This window comes from Methanococcoides methylutens (assembly GCF_000765475.1).
Taxonomy (GTDB): domain Archaea; phylum Halobacteriota; class Methanosarcinia; order Methanosarcinales; family Methanosarcinaceae; genus Methanococcoides; species Methanococcoides methylutens.
Map to the genome: position 1 here is coordinate 489673 of NZ_JRHO01000009.1, position 19070 is coordinate 508742.

21 protein-coding genes and 3 tRNA genes are annotated in these 19070 nt (G+C 42.7%); 17 read left to right on the top strand and 7 right to left on the bottom strand.

Going from position 1 to position 19070, the window contains the following annotated elements; genetic code table 11:
- The first annotated feature begins 91 nt into the window (after positions 1–91).
- The 4 genes from LI82_RS04780 to LI82_RS04795 all read left to right on the top strand — a co-directional run bounded on the left by LI82_RS04780 (position 92) and on the right by LI82_RS04795 (position 2449).
- Entirely contained in the window at positions 92–634 is a 543-nt protein-coding gene (locus tag LI82_RS04780) for a hypothetical protein (RefSeq protein WP_135607278.1), read from the top strand.
- A complete protein-coding gene (locus LI82_RS04785) occupies positions 634–1359 on the top strand; it encodes an ATP synthase subunit I (protein ID WP_048193771.1) in 726 nt (241 codons plus the stop codon). The genes LI82_RS04780 and LI82_RS04785 overlap by 1 nt, the downstream gene beginning before the upstream one ends.
- Positions 1346–1993, top strand: a complete 648-nt coding sequence (locus tag LI82_RS04790) for a hypothetical protein (protein ID WP_048193772.1) — start codon at positions 1346–1348, stop codon at positions 1991–1993. Before LI82_RS04785 ends, LI82_RS04790 begins: the two co-directional genes overlap by 14 nt.
- 174 nt (positions 1994–2167) lie before the next feature.
- Positions 2168–2449, top strand: coding sequence for a hypothetical protein (locus LI82_RS04795; protein ID WP_048193773.1), 282 nt, complete (start codon positions 2168–2170; stop codon positions 2447–2449).
- A 92-nt stretch (positions 2450–2541) separates the two neighbouring features.
- Here LI82_RS04795 and LI82_RS13045 read toward each other — a convergent pair whose 3' ends face one another.
- From LI82_RS13045 to LI82_RS04810, 4 genes are all read right to left on the bottom strand, one after another.
- Complete coding sequence (locus LI82_RS13045; protein WP_160174944.1) at positions 2542–2718, bottom strand: hypothetical protein; 177 nt, start codon at positions 2716–2718, stop codon at positions 2542–2544.
- A 34-nt stretch (positions 2719–2752) separates the two neighbouring features.
- On the bottom strand, positions 2753–3646 hold the full coding sequence (locus tag LI82_RS04800; protein WP_052402726.1) for a tyrosine-type recombinase/integrase: 894 nt from the start codon (positions 3644–3646) through the stop codon (positions 2753–2755).
- A 182-nt stretch (positions 3647–3828) separates the two neighbouring features.
- Positions 3829–3903 (bottom strand) — tRNA-Glu (locus LI82_RS04805).
- 85 nt (positions 3904–3988) lie between these two features.
- Entirely contained in the window at positions 3989–5188 is a 1200-nt protein-coding gene (locus LI82_RS04810; protein ID WP_048193874.1) for a proteasome-activating nucleotidase, read from the bottom strand.
- 670 nt (positions 5189–5858) lie between these two features.
- Between LI82_RS04810 and LI82_RS12410 the strand changes: the two genes are divergently transcribed.
- The 3 genes from LI82_RS12410 (at position 5859) to LI82_RS04825 (ending at position 9094) form a co-directional block, all read left to right on the top strand.
- Positions 5859–6713, top strand: a complete 855-nt coding sequence (locus tag LI82_RS12410) for a BlaI/MecI/CopY family transcriptional regulator (RefSeq protein WP_052402728.1) — start codon at positions 5859–5861, stop codon at positions 6711–6713.
- A 224-nt stretch (positions 6714–6937) separates the two neighbouring features.
- Positions 6938–8920, top strand: coding sequence for an excinuclease ABC subunit UvrB (uvrB, locus tag LI82_RS04820; protein WP_048193775.1), 1983 nt, complete (start codon positions 6938–6940; stop codon positions 8918–8920).
- Positions 8921–9022: 102 nt separating this feature from the next.
- Positions 9023–9094: transfer RNA gene (locus LI82_RS04825), tRNA-Gly, on the top strand.
- Between the two features lie 265 nt (positions 9095–9359).
- On the opposite strand, the gene LI82_RS04830 is transcribed toward LI82_RS04825, so the two are convergent.
- On the bottom strand, positions 9360–10313 hold the full coding sequence (locus tag LI82_RS04830) for a bile acid:sodium symporter family protein (RefSeq protein ID WP_048193776.1): 954 nt from the start codon (positions 10311–10313) through the stop codon (positions 9360–9362).
- A 169-nt stretch (positions 10314–10482) separates the two neighbouring features.
- Between LI82_RS04830 and uvsE the strand changes: the two genes are divergently transcribed.
- The 8 genes from uvsE (at position 10483) to LI82_RS04870 (ending at position 17121) form a co-directional block, all read left to right on the top strand.
- Positions 10483–11370: a UV DNA damage repair endonuclease UvsE gene (gene uvsE, locus LI82_RS04835; RefSeq protein ID WP_048193777.1), complete on the top strand. Its 888-nt coding sequence runs from the start codon at positions 10483–10485 to the stop codon at positions 11368–11370.
- Positions 11371–11475: 105 nt separating this feature from the next.
- Entirely contained in the window at positions 11476–12060 is a 585-nt protein-coding gene (locus LI82_RS04840) for an SOUL family heme-binding protein (RefSeq protein ID WP_081955734.1), read from the top strand.
- Positions 12060–13490, top strand: coding sequence for a cryptochrome/photolyase family protein (locus tag LI82_RS04845; protein WP_048193779.1), 1431 nt, complete (start codon positions 12060–12062; stop codon positions 13488–13490). Before LI82_RS04840 ends, LI82_RS04845 begins: the two co-directional genes overlap by 1 nt.
- 82 nt (positions 13491–13572) lie before the next feature.
- The gene (locus tag LI82_RS04850) at positions 13573–14004 is read left to right on the top strand and encodes a MarR family winged helix-turn-helix transcriptional regulator (protein ID WP_048193780.1); all 432 of its coding nucleotides are present in this window, start codon (positions 13573–13575) and stop codon (positions 14002–14004) included.
- Positions 14001–15356 (top strand): MATE family efflux transporter, encoded by a 1356-nt coding sequence (locus tag LI82_RS04855; protein ID WP_048193781.1) that lies wholly within the window; start codon positions 14001–14003, stop codon positions 15354–15356. The genes LI82_RS04850 and LI82_RS04855 overlap by 4 nt, the downstream gene beginning before the upstream one ends.
- 101 nt (positions 15357–15457) lie before the next feature.
- A tRNA-Leu gene (locus tag LI82_RS04860) sits at positions 15458–15545 on the top strand.
- 512 nt (positions 15546–16057) lie between these two features.
- Positions 16058–16624: a hypothetical protein gene (locus LI82_RS04865; RefSeq protein WP_048193782.1), complete on the top strand. Its 567-nt coding sequence runs from the start codon at positions 16058–16060 to the stop codon at positions 16622–16624.
- A gap of 98 nt (positions 16625–16722) precedes the next feature.
- Entirely contained in the window at positions 16723–17121 is a 399-nt protein-coding gene (locus LI82_RS04870) for a hypothetical protein (RefSeq protein WP_048193783.1), read from the top strand.
- 72 nt (positions 17122–17193) lie between these two features.
- On the opposite strand, the gene LI82_RS04875 is transcribed toward LI82_RS04870, so the two are convergent.
- Both LI82_RS04875 and LI82_RS04880 read right to left on the bottom strand, forming a co-directional pair.
- Positions 17194–17883: a hypothetical protein gene (locus LI82_RS04875; protein ID WP_135607280.1), complete on the bottom strand. Its 690-nt coding sequence runs from the start codon at positions 17881–17883 to the stop codon at positions 17194–17196.
- A 119-nt stretch (positions 17884–18002) separates the two neighbouring features.
- Complete coding sequence (locus LI82_RS04880) at positions 18003–18305, bottom strand: DUF1801 domain-containing protein (RefSeq protein WP_081955735.1); 303 nt, start codon at positions 18303–18305, stop codon at positions 18003–18005.
- A 210-nt stretch (positions 18306–18515) separates the two neighbouring features.
- On the opposite strand from LI82_RS04880, the gene LI82_RS13050 reads away from it, so the two are divergent.
- The gene (locus tag LI82_RS13050) at positions 18516–18683 is read left to right on the top strand and encodes a hypothetical protein (protein ID WP_160174945.1); all 168 of its coding nucleotides are present in this window, start codon (positions 18516–18518) and stop codon (positions 18681–18683) included.
- Positions 18684–18879: 196 nt separating this feature from the next.
- A complete protein-coding gene (locus LI82_RS13055; RefSeq protein ID WP_160174946.1) occupies positions 18880–19047 on the top strand; it encodes a hypothetical protein in 168 nt (55 codons plus the stop codon).
- The last annotated feature ends 23 nt before the right edge of the window (positions 19048–19070 follow it).

Sequence of the window (19070 nt, forward strand, 5' to 3'; positions counted from 1 at the left end):
GCAGTATCAAAAGCGGTATATTGTGTTGGGTATTGCGTTTCTTTTACTCTCTGTGGTCCTGTATTCTATGCCAGTGAGTGCGTTGGAGGACGTGGATCTAAATAGATCAGTGCAATCTGAGAACATGACAGAACCTGATGTGTTCCAGGACAAAGGTCGATCTGATGTCCAGGTCATTTCATCATATCTGAATAATCCGATACATCCGGCATTGAGAAGTTCTGATAATATCCTCTACAATGATATTGATTTCTATATTTATTCTGAAGATCTTCAGGATTATAAGATTTCGATCTATGTTAATTCCCTGGAAGATCCTCACGTCATGGAAGGTCAGACATCATTTGTGGCTGTGGAAAACTTCATGGTTCCTGAAGGAGTCAAGAAGATCCGGAAGATCGTTGTTCTCGTAGGTCCTGAAAAATATGAATGGCAAAATGTCAAGATCATGCACAAGGCCATTGATGAGGAAACTGTTTATTCCTCTCCTGAAGCTGAGATCACTAAAAAAGAGATGTGGCTTAAATCTGCTCAGTCCTTTGCTGGTGGTGTCGTTGCTGCTGTTGTCTTTGTGTTCCTTTTCTGGAAGTTCTGGAAACATCATTTAGAACATGAGATTCAGGAGGTCATTTAATGCCAGAAATTGAAACTGATCAGGAATATGAGGTCGTGGAACAAAAAAGCATTACTGTGACTGCTTCCCAGTTCTATCATGACTTTAAAGATGCTCTGAAAAAGCTATTTATCGGTATTCTTGGAGCCGTTGCTCTTTTTGTACTCTGGAAACTCTTTTCTTTCTGGTTCTTCGCTGGTCTTGTTGTTTCGTCTATTCCTCTTGCTTGGTTTGTGATCCATGTTACAAAAGTTCCTCGAACTCTTGTCATGAGTATGCATGTAGCTGATGGTGAGGACGATGCTGACTATTTCGCCCTGTATGCTATACCTGATCATATGCTGGAACGGTTCAAGCGTACAGGCTCGGATTTCTACTATATCACAACCATTGAGGGTACTCAAGTAGCTGTGTGTGATTCTCTGGACTTTGAAGAATGGACCATTAAAACTCCCTGGTTCACTGAGTTCTCAAATCTGGAATTCTTCCGATCAAAACTGTCTTTCCTGAAACTTCGGAAAATGCTCGAAGAGGAGATCCGGACAAATTCAGATCTTAGGGCTGCCTTTTCTGCCAGGGTAGAAGCTGGTGTATCTGAACGTCTGAATGTTCATTGGGATAATTTTGATAAGATCATGTCTGAGCCTGAACTTAATTCCGGCCAGGGCCTTGATTCTGTCCTTGAAGATCGATATGATCCTAAAACTGAACAACAACTTTCTGAGGTTGAAAATGTCGCTGTCTGACTTCCTGCATGATCTTTGCTATGGCTACGGTTCATATCTGGCGTTTGGATCCATTCGCCAGGGTAAAACCGGTCTAATAATGCGCATGGTTGATATAATTCATGAAGAAAATCCCGATAGGCCTGTATATTTTCACAAGTTCCCCAGGACTAAAATGCATCTCCTGCCGGATTGGGTGGAGATCGTTAATAATGTCGATGATGTTCCAAAAGGTGCTGTATTGGTAAAGGATGATTCCGGTCTTAATGATGATGTTAATGCTAAGTCTTCCAGGTCCGCTGATGCTAAACAGTGGGCTCGTTTCCTTGCTGTCATGGGTCAGAGGCGTATAACTCTCTTGATGACTATCCAGAATACTGCTATTGTCTCCCTGGACTCTTTCAGGTTTGGTTATATCAATATGTTCTTTAAACGCTATGATGAAGTATCCAGAACCTTTGAGCGTTCCGAATTCCAGGCCGTTATTAATCCTGTTCAAAAAATGTTTGATCGTAGAGTCTCCAAAGGCTTTGATTCCAAAAGGCTTTCCTATGTATTCTCTCCCCACTTCCACGGCTGGATAGAAAATGATCTTCCTTCTTGGTGGTCTCAAGATTTATCTGAAGCATTCGATGAGGTGAAACTTAATGTCTAAAGTTCTTTTTCTTTCTTTTCTTTATATTGTCTTAATCTCTTCTTTGGCTTGTCCTCTCTTAGCTTTTGTTCGTTCTACTGAAGGGTTTGTCTCTATCCTTCTAAGTCTATTCTCAATTGCTTTCCTCTACTACTCTTTTGTTTGGTATATTCGCTTAGTTTCGAGGTGTTAACTATGTCTGATACATTACCTGAAAAGTTCTTACAAGTTCGTATTAACGAAATTGCAGCCGCTGATCTTGTCCGTCAGGATCCAGACTCTAAAGATCTTGCCTTTAACTCTCATGGTGAATTGGTTTCATATCTGGATTCCTTGGGAATTAAAAATAAGGCCTTCCTGCGATATCGTGATAAGGTCCAGAGACTGGGTCGGGTTAAAGCCCTGGAACAATCCGGATTTATCTCTCGTGTAGCTGCTGCTACTGCTCATATCGATGACGATGTCCATAAAATATGATCAACCTCCCTGCCGGCGTCGGCTATGTCCGACCCGGCTGTCTTGGCTGTCTTTATTCACATTCGTGTTACTCGAAAAAATGTCTTTTTTCATTACTGAAATGTCACTATCTCTGTTGATGCTGTTTTTAAAATTGGCCAGGATCCTGATCTTGCAGCTGCAGGAAGATCCGGAACAACGATGAATTCTTCATTCGTGTTACTCTGTATTGTTGTTCTTTGACCAGCTCCACCATACCCTATCCTTGAAAGCGCAGAGCATCGTTGCATCGTGTCTTGGAACAAGACCACAGTCGTGTATGTATTACAGGAATAATTTCGGAATACATTTCTCGTATTCTTCTCTTACATGTTCCGGATCTATGTGGTTGTAGATCTGCCAGGCTTCTTTCTGCAGGGAGTCTCCTCTCAACCATTTGATATATTGGGGATCCATGCCAGCTCTGAATAATTCTGTTGTAAAAAAGTGCCTGAAACAATGACAGGTTAGTCGTTGTTCAAGTGGGCCTCCGTGCTGATGCAGACCCAGTGCCAATGCATTTTTGGCTATAATCCTTCCTGGATCATCTTTGTGGATCCTCCCACCTCTTGAAGATATCCACAACCAGTGTGATTGTGCATTGCATTCTCTCCAGGACAAATGCTCTTCCATGATTTTGCTTAGTTCCTCATCCATGAATACAACTGTTCTGGATCTCTTCGCTTTGTCCTTCAGTCTGATCTCTTGTTTATCTAGGTCAATGTCCTTGGCCTGAAGGTCCAGAAGTTCCCCTCTTCTAAGTCCGGTCTTTGCTAGTGTTGTTATTAGAGCTCGTTCCTGAAGATCATTGGCCTGGTGTAAAAGATCCTTCATGTCCTGCACTGAAATGATCTGTCTCTTTTCTCCCTGGGAGATCTTCATCACGTGGCTTAGATATCTTTTCCTGAATTCCGGTATAGGGTTCTTCCTTATCAGTTTTTCAAATATTAAGAAATCGTAGAACGTGTTCAATGCTGCATAATATGAGTTGTATGTACTTGCTTTGTAGTTTCTCTTCTGCAGTGCGGCAAGATGCGCTCGTAATTCGCTCTGATCTATAGAAATAGGGTCATCTATTATCTCAAGGAAATCTTTTAGATGGCTTGCATATGTTGTTGTTGTGTGTTTGTGAAATCCTCTAATATCGCAATCAATAGCGAACTCTTTTAAATAATCCAAATACTATCACCGGCCGGTTTGATAGGTCGACTTCTAAAAGAATATTTGTGTTGTTCTTTTTGTGTACAATTGTGATAAAACGTGTACTTGGACTGGGGGATATCTAACGGCAAAATGTCCGTTTTGTGTAAAATATGTGTATTTGTGTATGTACAAAATCACGTTAGAAGAGGGTAGACAAGTGCTCCGATGGGGATTCGAACCCCAGTCGCAGGAGTGAGAGTCCTGCATGATTGGCCGTGCTACACTATCGGAGCACACGGTTTCGCGCTTTTCAGCACCCCCTAAAAGCAACCAATTATATTTATACTTATCGTCTAAAAAAGTAGTTGGAAGTTCGTTTTAAACGAACATTCCGAATGGTGCATTCACTTCTTCTTCCGATACGACCTTTTCGAATGCATCCATGAGGTCTTTCATGGTTATCATGTCGCCTCTTCTTCTCAGGACGAACATGCCTGCTTCCTTGACTATCACATTCAGGTCAGCACCACTAAGGCCGTCCGTCATGTTTGCGATCTTGGCGAGATCGAGGTCTTTTTCGAGGGTCATTTTCCTTGTGTGGATCTTCAGGATCTCTTCCCTTGCTTTCTCGTCCGGAAGTGGTACTTCGATTATACGGTCGAACCTTCCAGGGCGCAGGAGTGCCGGGTCAAGCAGGTCGATCCTGTTGGTTGCTGCAATTATCTTTACATTACCACTGGGGTCGAATCCGTCCATCTCTGCCAGGAGTTGCAACATTGTTCGGTTCACTTCTGCAGAGCCGGTTGTACCGTCGTGGGTACGCATACCTCCGACTGCATCGATCTCATCGATGAACAGTATTGACGGGGACTTCTCCCTTGCCAGCTGGAACACATCCTTGACAAGTCTTGCGCCCTCTCCGATGAACTTCTGTACAAGGTCTGAACCTGACATGCGGATGAATGTAGCATTTGCTCTTGATGCAACTGCCTTTGCTATCAGTGTCTTACCTGTTCCCGGGTTTCCGTACATGAGAACTCCGCTTGGTGGTTCTATTCCTATGTTCTCGAAAAGTTCCGGTTCGGTCAGCGGAAGTTCAACTGATTCGATGACTTCCTTGAGAACATCGTCAAGGCCGCCGATCATATCATAGTCGATGCCTGGTGAATTGATAAGTTCCATGACCTGGGCACGTACGTCTGCTGCCTTACTGATCGTGGATATGATGGAAAATGCTGCATTAATGCTCACGCGCATGCCTGGCTCAATAATGCCTTCCATTCCAGGTGGCACTCTTGTCATAACCTCCTGGTTGTTGCCATGCTGCCTCAGAAGCACCATGTCGTCATCCACTTCCATGACACTGGCAATGAACAGTGGTGGTGTGGTGAGGTGGTCCAATTGCTCCTTCAGTTTCTCTATTTCTGAAAGATACTTGTTAGCCATCATGTTGGCTTCAAGGAGCTTTGCTTTCATAGTTTCGTTCTGGACCTTCAGGACCTCATTCTCGTTGAGTATCGACTGGACGTCCATGTCTTCAACTTCTTCTGCTTCGCGGGTTACTTTGTCGGAATTCATGTCCGGTACATCATTTCCCGTTGATGATCCTGCACTTACGTCGGTCATGTTTCGTTCTTATAAACATCATGTAATATAAAAGCAACTGACTGGGGCAATAATGGTTTGTGCGGCAGGTGTTTGGATCGTTTCTGGATTAAGTCTGGATCAATTTTCCTTTTCTTTTAAGACCTTATTTTTAATTTAAGAATATTCTATACATTTTATGCAGTTAAATATGAGTAATTATCTTTATTTTATATTATGATGGCTTTATAACTTTTTATTTTGTTTTTAGGTAGATAATCACAGTAAAAAGTATATGAAAACAAACCCCTTTACTTCCACTGGAGTCTTAACTATAATACGTTGTGATTTCGGATTTTCTTGTTTTTAGACACGTAATTTGGGTATTTTTTAAAGCGTTTTTATGTGCTTTTTATTAAAAATAAGTGTTTTAAAAGCTTTAATTTAGTATAATACAGATAATGACTTATATTTTAATGCTAACTTTTATATATCATTAAGTATAATGGATATATTGCAGTTCAAATCAATTGTACTATCACGGTACAAATCGATTTCATGAAACTGTATTCACATAAAAGCTGAGCCATTATCTGAGGGGATGAATGGTTTGTGAATCCACCGATCTGAGGGGATGGATGGATCCGCTGCAGAGGCGTAGAAGATGAAGATTCGGATCGAAATAATCGATGACGAAGGAAAAGAGAACACCAGTATTGAATTTGCTGGTGAGAATGTGAAAGAACGGGTTATCAAGTTTATTGATACTTTAGATGAGGTACAACCTCGTTCGACCGGTTCTTCATCCTCCAATCTGCAATCTGAACAGAAAGTTCAGCAACTTTTTTCACAACAAACTTCCGCGACAACTCCGAAAACGATTGTTTCACAACCTCCACAGGTTGTGGCACCACACTATTATCCTGTATCTGTGATGCCTGTTCCACAACAAGCACAGCCTTATTATCAGCCTGTGCAGATGCCGGTACAACAAGCTCAACAGTATCCACAGTACTATTTGCCTGTGAACCAGCAAACAGTAAATCCGGGTGTGAATCCTGTGGTGAACCAGCCGGTTTGCTATCAACAACCTGTACAACCACAGCAAGCGAATGTATCTTCTGGTAACATCGCTCCCATTCGTCCGGTTCAGGCTGCTATGACAGAACAACAGGTTCCACAGGTTAACAACAATGCTGTTCCTAACGCGCCACTTCGCGACAAGGTCAGTAATTCAAAGCTTACGATCAACGAAAGGCTTGAGCTTTTCCTGAAGTACGAGCATCCTCGCGATTGGTCCACTTCACAACAGATCCAGGAGAACTATGAACGTGTTTATGGTGAGATCAAGTTAAGCACAGTTTCTACCTATCTCTCCCGTATGTATCGCAAGAACCTTCTGGAACGTCGTGGTAACCGCACACAGCGTGAATATTTCTATATCGGTGACCGGGAAGAGGTTGCTGCCCAGGCAACACAACAAGGGTATGCTCCTGCTTGGCAGATGCAAAGGTTATGAATTTCATTGACCTACTTTAATTGTTTTCTATGAGATCAGAAAATGATGATCATCTATTTGTTTTTATGTTAATTATCATTGGGATCTCTTTGTTTTTGCATATGGGTGCTGTGGCTAAATGTTGTAGACATGTAATTGCGTGTTCAGATTCTGTTGTATTGTGAATAGGTTCAAAGTGTCGCATACATACGTTTATAGATATTCACATACATATTCACAGAGTGATGAGCAGTTTTAAGCTTGTATCTGAATATGATCCAAAAGGAGACCAGCCAGAAGCTATCAGGAAGCTGGTGGAAGGTTTGGACAAGGGGTTAAAACATCAGGTATTGTTGGGTGTGACCGGGTCCGGTAAGACATTCACAGTTGCAAATGTAATTCAGAAAGTGCAGAAGCCTACGCTTGTAATTGCTCATAACAAGACCCTTGCAGCTCAGTTGTTCTCGGAGTTCCGGGAGTTCTTCCCTGATAATGCTGTGGAATACTTTGTCAGTTATTATGATTACTATCAACCTGAGGCTTATCTTCCTACCACTGATACCTACATCGAAAAGGATTCCTCTGTGAATGAGGAGATCGACAGGTTGAGGCTTTCAGCCACAAAGTCCCTGATAGAACGCAGGGATGTTATTGTTATTTCCAGTGTTTCCAGTATTTACAACATCGGTTCTCCGGAAGAATGGAGGTCGATGTCTGTAATTTTGAGGCCTGGTGAACAGATCGAAAGGAGTGACCTGTTTGCACGTCTTATCAATATACAGTATGAGCGCAACGAAATGGACTATGCCAAAGGTACATTCCGTTCCAAAGGGGATACTGTGGAGGTGTTCCCTGCACAGGAAACCCATGGTATCCGTATAGAGCTGTTCGGGGATGAGATCGACCGGATATCTTCCTTTGATCCTCTGACCGGTAAGACGCTCGGGGTTGTGAAAGAGGATAACAGTATTGTCATCTATCCTGCAAAGCATTTTGTCATGCCTCAGGAAGAGATGGTGCATGCGCTGGACTCTATTGAGAAAGAGCTTGAGGACCAGGTCGCAAAGCTTGAGTCTGAGAACCGCATACTTGAAGCTCAGAGGCTGTTGCAGCGTACGAAATTCGATATGGAGATGATCCGTGAACTGGGATACTGCAGTGGTATCGAGAACTATTCCCGTCATTTCGATGGTAGGAGCCCGGGGGATCCACCGTCCTCTCTGCTTGAGTTCTTCCCTGACGATTTTCTTCTGGTGATCGATGAATCCCATGTGACCATCCCGCAGATAAGGGGGATGCATAATGGGGACCGGGCCAGGAAGGAATCCCTGGTCAACTATGGTTTCCGTTTACCTTCTGCTTTTGATAATAGACCTTTGAGGTACAATGAGTTCCACCAGAAGATAAACCAGGCGATATACGTGTCAGCCACTCCTGCAGACTATGAGCTTGAGCTCAGCAGTGCAGTCGTGGAGCAGATAATCAGGCCGACAGGTCTTGTGGACCCTGAAGTATTCGTGCGCCCTGTGGAGAACCAGATCGATGATCTTATCGGTGAGGTCAACAAGGTCACAGAACGCGGCTGGCGCACTCTTGTGACAACCCTTACCAAACGAATGGCTGAAGACCTGACCGACTACTTGCTGGAAATGGGGGTACGGGTGCGGTACATGCATTCGGACATTGACACTCTGATGCGGGCGGAGATCATCCGGGACTTAAGGAAAGGCGAGTTCGATGTTCTTGTCGGCATCAACCTTTTGAGGGAAGGTCTTGACATTCCTGAGGTTGCGTTTGTTGCGATCCTCGATGCGGACAAGGAGGGATTCCTGCGTTCTGAGAGGTCACTCATACAGACGATCGGTAGGGCATCCAGGAATGCGGAAGGTTATGTAATACTGTATGCTGACAATATGACTGGCTCAATGGCAGGCGCACTAAAGGAATCCAGTCGTAGGCGTGAGATGCAAATTGCGTATAACAAGGAGCATAACATAATCCCGCAGACCATCAGGAAGGCTTTACAGAAAGAGCTTGTAGAGGCAGAATATGAGGAAGTTAAGTCCGAGGTTCTTGAGGTTGCAGAGGATCTTTCCGACATGGAACTTGCTGATATGATCATTGACCTTGAGGCAGAGATGCACTCTGCGGCTGCAAATCTGGAATTTGAGAGGGCAGCGGCGCTAAGGGATCAGATCAAAGAACTTCGCAGCACATATATTTTATAACCGAATAATCTCTGTATTGTATCTGTCGCAATACTTTTTCACATGTCAGTTAATTTAGGCGAAAAGGTTATATTCTAAAAATGCAAGTTAGGGAATGCAAGTGCGCTGATGGTCTAGCGGCTATGACTGTGGCCTTCCAAGCCATAAACCCGGGTTCAAATCCCGGTCGGCGCATCTCTCTTTTATTATTCTTCTTGTTTTATGTTTCAAAATTCCAATAGAATTTTTTATACTTGTTTACGGTCTGGAAATATTAGCACTGCGTCTCATAAATCTTATACGTGTCCATGTGTGGTATAAATACTACTTCTAATAAAACGGGGCTGTGAGTGGAATTAATCAGCAGCTTTGACGTGATCTGTCTATTAACAGACTGTGCATGATAGGACATGGTATCCACTAGCACACCATCCATATCAAAATAACTGCCTTTAACAGATCACCATCGTTTTTGGGTAGCATCAGTTAGCATCTCTATGTCAGTTTTGTCTTTACCAGATGACCAGTATGCAGCCAGCGCAGAGCCCATTATATTGTGCCAGATGCTGAATAAAGCGCCAGGCAGGGCAGCCAGGGGTGAGAAATACTTTACAGCAAGTGCGACACTTAATCCTGAGTTCTGCATGCCCACTTCTATTGCCAATGTTCTGGCATCTTTGTCATCAAGCCCTATCGCTTTTGAAAGGAAATACCCACTGGCAAATCCAAAACCATTGTGAAGGGCCACCGCGATTATCACCATTTTTCCCGCAGTGAGAATATTATCATTGTTCAGGGCAATTATTATGGCAATGATAAATGCTATGGCAGCTACGGATAGTGCAGGAAATGCATGTTTGAATCTTTCAATATGCCTGTCGAAAAGTGTGTTTATGATGATTCCAAGTGCCACCGGGATGAGCACTATCTTTGCAATGCTCATCATCATGCTTCCAACCTCGACAGGTACTGCTTGTCCAATGTAGAGCCATGTAAGTGTGGGAGTCAGGATAAATGCCATTACTGTGGATACGGATGTAAGCGTTATTGAAAGAGCCACGTCACCTTTTGCAAGATAGCAGATGACGTTTGAAGCAGTCCCTCCCGGGCAGCAACCCAGCAGTACCAGCCCTGCCATGATCTCAGTGGGAAGGTGAAGTATATATGATAGGAGAAATGCAATAAATGGCATCAGTATATACTGCATGGCAGTTCCAAGTACAATTGCACCCGGCCTTTTGAGCACAAGTAGGAAGTCCTCTGCTGAGAGGGTAACTCCCATACCAAACATCACGACCCCGAGTAATGGGGTTATTGCATCCTTATAGGGGGAAAAAACATCAGGGTGCATAAAGGCTACTATTGCGAAGATGATTGCCCACAAAGGGAAAAGGGAGGTGAATTTTCTTATCATTTTTTAGTCCCTGGATCTGACTTTGGAATTATAATCGCCTTTAATTGATCTTTTCTCATATAGTTTGTTTGTTTGTTTGTTTGTTTGTTTGTTTGTTTCTATACATCAAAAGAATTAAATCACTCAGAAACCCAATTTAAGTGGGGATTTTTTCCGGAGTGACTTGTCTATGAAATTGGGTTATCCCTGTATTAACCGGGGCATTGGTTGTGCTGCAAACAGGAAATTCAGGCTTTCTTCATATTCTGAAGAGAAATTGATCAACACGGTAGCCAACAATCTGGATTGCATGCAGAGGATACTGAAATATAATCTCAGGAACAATCTTTTGTTCTTCAGGATAAGTTCTGATACTGTTCCCTTTGCTTCACACCCAATATGTGATTTCGACTGGGCAGATTATTTCAGTTCAAAGCTACTGGAAATCGGCCGGTTCATAATTACTAATGGCATGAGGATCTCCATGCATCCGGACCAGTTCATACTTCTTAACTCTCCTGATATGGATGTCACTCAAAGGTCTATCTCAGAACTTGAATACCACTGCAAACTTCTGGATTCCATGGGGCTTGGTAGAAGTGCAAAGATACAGATTCATGCCGGGGGTGTCTACAAGGACCGGAAACGGGCAGTTGGGCGGTTTGTTGAAAGATATGAGTCCCTCGATGAGACTCTGAGGAAAAGGCTTGTTGTCGAGAACGATGACCGGCTCTACAGCCTCAGGGATTGTCTCCTGATAAATGAACTATGCGGGGTGCCTGTTATTTTTGATAGCTTTCACCACGAATGTCTCAACAATGCTGAAGACTTTTTCAGTGCTGTGGGAAGTGCCTCTGCAACATGGTGTAAAGGGGATGGCATACCAATGATCGACTACAGCTGCCAGCAGGAAGGTGCAAGGAAAGGAAAGCATGCAACATCCATAGATGTTGCGCTTTTTCGGGATTTTCTTGAAGAGGTCAGGGATTTTGACCTTGACATAATGCTGGAGATTCGGGATAAGGAAAAGAGCGCATTAAAGGCTATTGGTATTATGAATGAACTAGGTCTGGTATGATAGATATGATTGATATGATTTTTGATGTTATTACTGGAATATTATCAATATCTTTGCTTGTTTTCATTCTAAAGATTTATTAACTTATCTGCCCCATATATTATCATGGAAAATAAGGGGGCAGTATTTGTGATAGTGGCAACATTGTTGGTACTTGTTGCAATCTGGTTCCTGATGGGGGTCAGGATATCTATGGGTACTGAACAGGTTAATTATACAGTGATCGAAGAGCTTGGCGGTGGTGTTGAGATAAGGCAGTATGAAGGGAATACTTTCATCTCTGCAGACGCAGGTGGCTCGAACTCTGGTTTCAGGATACTCTCCGGCTACATATTTGGAAAGAATGAACAAAATACAAAGATAGCGATGACAGCTCCTGTGATATCAAGGCAGGATGGGGATGTTATGCATATGTCCTTCGTGCTGCCGGAAGGTTATGATTCTAAAAATGCACCCACTCCTATGGATGACGATATTCTGATCCATGATGTGCCTCCAAGAAAACTTGTGGCGATCAAGTTCTCCGGCTATGTCACAGATTCTAAAATTGAATCGCACAGGGCCATACTTGAGGAAAAGATCTCCGAGAATGGCCTGGATACAAAAGGCGAGGTCTTCCTCATGAGGTACAATCCACCGTGGGTGCCACCTCTTATTATGAAGAATGAACTTGCAGTGGAGATCGAGTAATGTCCCGCTTCCAGCGTTCTCTCTTTGTTTTCAGGAGGGATTTGCGGGTCGATGACAACACTGCTCTTCTTGCAGCCTTTGATATGTCCGAAGAGGTGATCCCTTGTTTCGTCTTCGATCCTCGTCTGAGCGATCCTTCTAGGAAGAACTTCAACAGCAATGCCTTTCAGTTCCTTCTGGAATCGCTTGACGACCTCAGGGAGCAACTGGAAGCTGTGGGTGGCAGGTTGTACTTCTTTTCAGGTCTTCCGGAAGATGTGATCGGTAACCTTCTGGAAAGGGCCGGTATTGATGCGATCTTCATGAACCATGATTACACTCCTTTCAGTTTTAAAAGGGATGAAGTAATCGCAAGTTTGTGCAATAATAGGAATGTTGACCTGCTTCAATTCCACGATTGCCTGCTCACTGAGCCCGGAACCGTGCGTACTAAACAGGGTACTCCGTACAAGGTATTCACACAGTTCTTCCGGTCGGCCTCGAAATGGGATGTTCTTACTCCTTCAATGTTAAATGGTGCAAGTGAAGACATTACTGATCATTTTTACACCGGGGGTCTCGGGGCAGGTGAGGTCTATGTTGTTTCAGATGTAGCTTTTTTGAAAGGCTCGCTTCCTGAGAACAATGATCAACTGTTTACACATGGTGGGAGAAGCAATGCCCTGCCCGTCCTGAAGTCTCTTTCTGAGTTCTCGAACTATGGTCGTGAACGTGATCTGCCTTACATAAGGGGGACGACCGGCCTTTCTGCACACAACAAGCTGGGTACGATCTCCATAAGGGAGTTCTATTATTCGGTCCTTCATGAACTTGGCAGGGATCACATACTAATCAGTGAACTGTACTGGCGGGATTTTTTCACACAACTTGCTTTTGAGTTCCCTGAGGTCTTCAGACATGCATTCAAAAGAAAGTTCGATGATCTTGAGTGGATCAATGACCGGAAGTTATTCGAAGCATGGTGTTCGGGAAACACAGGTTTCCCCATTGTGGATGCAGGGATGAGGCAGCTTAACAGCACTGGCTACATGCATAATCGTGTGAGGATGATCGTAGCTTCCTTCCTTGTAAAAGACCTTCACATAGACTGGAGGTGGGGTGAGCGCTATTTCGCAAGTAAACTGGTGGATTATGATCCTTGTGTGAACAATGGGAACTGGCAATGGGCTGCTTCAACAGGTGCGGATTCCCAGCCATATTTCAGGATATTCAATCCCTGGCGTCAGCAGAAGAAGTTCGACAGGGATTGTGAATACATCAAAGAGTGGGTCCCGGAGCTTGCAGATGTTGAATCACCGGATATTCACAAGCTGGAAAAGGATGGTTGGTTAGAGGTCCTGAACTATCCAAAACCTATTGTTGACCACAGCAAGGAGCGGGAAATGGCATTGTTCATGTTCAAGTCAGCAAGTCAGATTGCTGATGTCTGAGGATCTTCATAGATGTATCAAGTTCTTGTTTGCCCGGTGACTCCCCATCATGATTAAATATTAGTTAGACTAACTAATCATAATGCCCGCACAACTTTCATTTGAAAAGCTCGATAAATACTACCAGAAGATCCTTAATACTAATGAAAAGCTTGAGAAGTATGCCGATGTGAGCTTTATTTCTTTATTGTATCTTAGGGAGGTTCGATCACTCGTGAACCCTACAATATCAGAGCTTGCATCTGCAATGGATGTTAAGAAACCTTCTGCAAGCAATATGGTCAGAAAACTTGTTGATATGGGTCTGCTGGAGGTCGAACGCTCGAACAGCGATAAACGTGTGGTAAAGTTGACCCTCTCTGCAGAAGGAAATGAAGTGATCGAACTGAGCAGATCTGCTGATGATCTATTCTTTGAAAAAATCGAGGAAATACTCAACGATGATGAGTTCGAGGTCTTTGCAGGTTTGTGGGGAAAGATAACTTCCAATCTTGAAGTGGGTCGTGAGAAATGAGTGAAGATGAACTGGCAGTTGAAAGTATTGGGAAGCTATTTCGTAAATTTGCACTCCCTGCTGTCTTTGGTTTCATTATCAGTGGCGTTCAGATTACCATTGATGGCTTTTTCATCGGCAATGGCGTCGGCACTCTTGGGCTCACATCAGTGACGCTCGTCTATCCTTTGCTTATTGGCATGGTGGCAACAGCTTTGCTGATCGGCACTGGCGGTGCTTCACTTGTGGCCATTGAGCTTGGAAAGGGTAACAAGAAGCGTGCTCATCGCATAGCTTCCGACATGCTGCCTTTAATAGCTGTGGTAGGTACGTTCTTTGCCATTTTAGGCATATTCTTTACTGGACCATTGCTTAGGATGGTGGGTGCCAGTGGGATTGTTTTTGATATGGCCAACGACTATCTTCGTATCATGTTCATAGGTTCGTTCGGTCTCATTGCAGGTATCGGTCTCGATTCTCTTGTGCGCAACGATGGACGCCCTTCATTCGCCATGAAGGTCATGGTGGCGAGTGCATTGGTCAACATTGTTCTTGATTACCTTTTCGTCATGCGCTGGGGGATGGGCATGCAGGGTGCAGCTATTGCTACGGTGGTAGCTTTTGTAGCTTCTGCTGCTGTCTTCACGGCATATTTCTTCAGTAGCTATGCAAATTTGAGACTTCATCTTTCAGATATCAGTCCTGATATGAAAATAATTGCCGGTATATTAAAGACCGGTTTTCCTGCATTTGTCATGCAGATATCTCTCGCAGTGCTTGTGTTGAGCTATAATTACATGCTCTTGAAATACGGCTCAGAGGTCGCGGTATCTTCCTATGGTGTCATCGAATATTCGTTCGCGATCTTCTACATGATATTCGAGGGCATCTCTGCAGGTGTCCAGCCAATAATCGGTTTCAATTACGGTGCAAAACTCTATGCCCGCGTCTATAGTGCGATCAGGATGGCAATGCTATCCTGTTTTTTGGTAGGTCTTTCAGGATTTATCATACTATACATGTTCCCGGAAACGATCATCCAGCTTTTCAACCGCAATGATCCGGAGTTGTTGGTGACCGCTGTTGAAGGTATGAGGATATTCATTTTCGGAATAATCGTTGAAGGTATCATAATCTCCTCCGCTGTCTATTACCAGTCCGTGAACAAGATAAAACCGTCATTGTTCATTCATTTCGGTAAGATCTTCATCTTCATTATCCCCTTACTGTTCATCTTGCCGAAACAATACGGTCTTATTGGTGTCTGGATGGCAGCTCCGCTCGGTATATATCTGATGTTCCTGGTTGTGGGGGTCATGTTCTTAAAGGAAGTAAGATCCCTCAAACAAGCTTCGACTGAATCTTTTAATTGAGAACTGTGCGGGCTGCGATATGGTTGCATGGGAAATATATCCTGTCGCATCCATTGCATAAGATTAAATATAAAAAATGAGTTTACAGATTGTTTCTGTTTGCGGGGGTTGCCCAGCCAGGCCAAAGGCGCAGGGCTTAGGACCCTGTCTCGTAGGAGTTCGTGCGTTCGAATCGCACCCCCCGCACCATTTTAAATTCGAATCACCAGGTGGTAATTTAGTAAAGTTATCATTTTGGTTCAAATCTCATGTTGTTTGTGAGGTTGAATCTCCATAACGTTTTTCGTTTTTCCAAATAATCAAAGAATCAATCGTGATATGTGAAAAGATGAGCCCCCACTCATCTGAATCTTTTTCCAACCGTGTCATGCCCTAATACACTATATTGTGTGTTTCAATATATAATTATATCTAACGAATATAAATAATATAGCTCAAGTATACTTTACTTTTTTGTATCTGTAATTATTATTAATATAGTTTATAGCTTCCCATTATCTTTTATTTCTCTTTATGATCTATGTAGATTTATCTCCTTTCAATCAATTCTATTTTATTACTGGTGGAATATCTATTTTTGTAGAGCCCATAATACCTTTTCCGGACGACTTTGCCTTATCCTCTCACCACCTCTTTTATCTTTTAAATATGGGTTAAGTTAAAATCCATTTATTTACTAATTATCTATTGGGGTGTTATACATGAAATCAAGATTAATTATTCCAATGGTGCTTGTGGCTATGCTTTTAATGGTGCCTGCGAGTGCAGATCTGTTCGATGATATGGATGCAGCAGTACCTGAATACAATGAGAAAATTGATCAGGTACCTGGGACTCTGAGGGGAATTCTTGCGGATCAACATGTCGTTCTTGCTGTTTATATGAACAATGCTGAAGACGAGACTACGGGGGGTCCAGAGTTTGATGTTACTCTTAGTCCCGGTCCGTTCGTCACTGAAAGTGGTGTCACTATGAAGGTTGTAGCGGTCACTGATTCAGATGCTTCAGTTGTTGACTTTGGCAGGTGGAGTGAACTGGATGATGACTACAATTGGGATGGTGTGCCTTTTGCTGAAACGATCCTCGTGACCACAAACGAGGATACTGCAAGAGCACTTCTGGATTCAGAAACTCCTGGGGACACGTTCAGGCAGGCATATGATGCCGGTCTTATTACCATTGAGGCCTCTGAGGATGCGAGTATGGGAACAAAGATCTCTCTTGCAATTATGCCTCTCGTGATGAAGATATATGGTCTGATCGGTTAATTCCGATCATTTATTTTTCGGCTCATTAGAGGGATCAATGGGCTGTCTATTTTTAATAATGAATTAAGTTTTTATTATTTGTGTATAAATTTCATATTATGTCTTCTACTCTTTACTTCTACGCCCTTGCTGTCTGGGTGCTTTTTGTATTCCTCGCAATAATCAATGGTACATTAAGAGGTCTTTATGCGCCTTATGCCGGCGAACTTCTTGCACACCAGATAAGTTCGGTTATCTTCAGCACGGTCATATTTGCAGTTACCTATGTTTTCCTGAAATATTCGGGAGTGGCCGGAATTCCTGTGCAGTTCATATATGTAGGCCTGATGTGGTTATTCCTGACAATATCCTTTGAATTCCTCTTCGGGCATTTTGTCATAGGTCATTCATGGGAACGCCTGCTACATGATTACAATTTTCTCCAAGGACGCATCTGGTTGCTTGTGCTTATTGTAACCGCAATATCTCCCTGGCTTGCCAACAGGATCTTGTCATGAGATCAGACAGAAAATCGTTGTGATCTTAGAATTTTGGTATTGATCTTGTCCTGTAATACTATTGATATTATGTCAGTAGTATATCATTGGCCAGATCACGTGCCAGATGCTGTAGTCTGCAAGACGCCAGACCACAGGTGCCAGGAATCCGTACTTTCTGAAAAGCGTGATCGGTATCAGGTTGCCTGCGAAAATGAATATGAACACCCCTCCTGCGAAGAATGGGCTTGTAAGCATCCCCATCTGGGACATCCCCATAATCTGCATGATGGGTTCCCACAGGCTTGCAATGATCGCAATTGATACGAATGCCTGAGTTTGTTTTTCTCCTTTTAACACAACTGTCGAGATCATCCATGTGAGAGCTACTACCGGGACAAGGTGGTATAATATCTCAAGAAAGATTCCTCCGCTTAGGTAAACGGGAATTGAGTATGGAAATCCCACATGAATATTGGGCAATTGAAGGGCTAACCCAAAGAGTATCTCTATTATAGAAAAACTAACTCCCAGAGCTATTGGTATTGTGAACCTCTGTTTGTTCGTGATGCTCTTATCCCATATCTCTGGAAAACCTGCTTTTCCGGCAAGTTTTATGCATATGGCTCCGAGAACTGCTACTGTAATGATCACTGACCAAGTGCCTGTCCATTGTTGCACGATGGGATGGTTAACATCAAAGTATTCCCATGTGGCCTTGCCAAGCAGCATTAACACTATCAAACCCAGAAATGTCTGATCAGATGTTGTCAGTTTATTCATAGCAGAAATTTATAATGATGTTTTACATAAACATATCTATTATATTTTCAATGGCTTGCCCAATGGTTGTTTATTTATTCATTTATTGATTTCTCTATTTCATTCATTTGATTCTCAGCTTAATCTTTCTTTATCACTTTCAGCAGCTTTACGATCTCTTCTTCGTTTATCTCTTTCTGGGAAAATGTCTTGATATGTTTCATTGTTTTTCCTGTACCTTCAAAAAGTTTCTTTTCATCTTCTGACATTTCTTCAATTGAAAAACCAATGTTCGCATGATCTTTGAGGCCCACGGGGTAATATTTCCCTTCATAACGGAGGATGCCCATTTTGAGCTCTTCCTTTATGTCAGGACATGTATTCAGAATTATATTTCTTAATTTCTCGATGATCTTTCTTTGTGGTGGCCCTTGCTTTTTGATTACTGCTCTACTCTATTGTCCATGTCCTCGATTCCTTGTGTTTATGGGAGTTTGATCTCATTCTGATATTGGATTGTTGGGCTATATGCTTGGGATGGCAATAGAAACCTTAATAAATGATTAATCATTATATATGTGTGCAATGATTAATCGTGATAATTAATCATTGACTACACAACAAGTAAAAACTAAAATTGGGGGAAATAACAAATGGATACATACCACGAAGGTTCTATGATGGACGAGGAAGACAACATTCTTGAATGGACTGCTAGAGGACTTAATGTTGATGGCAACGGCGCATTCATTGTTACTCTTTCAGTTTCAATTGCCCTTATGGCCTTCCTACGTTTTGCATCTTATGCCAGCCTTGTTTGAATAATGTGGGTCAGGATCCAAGAATAGCTGTGGTTTGATCATATCTGTTTGTAATCCTGATACACTTCATATCTAATACATCCTCATCTCAGAGGTCTGCAACAGAAACCTTAATAAACGATTAATCATTATATATGTGTGAAATGATTAATCATGACAATTAATCATCACTCATAAAAATAGGAGGAAATAAGAAATGGACACATACTACGAAGGTTCCATGATGGACGACGAAGACAACATTCTTGAATGGACTGCTAGAGGACTTAATGTTGATGGCAAAGGTGCATTCATTGCCACACTTACCGTGTCCATTGCTCTTATGGCCTTCCTCAGACTTGCATCTTATGTAAACCTCTTTTGAAGTAAAGGGAATTTCCGGTGATC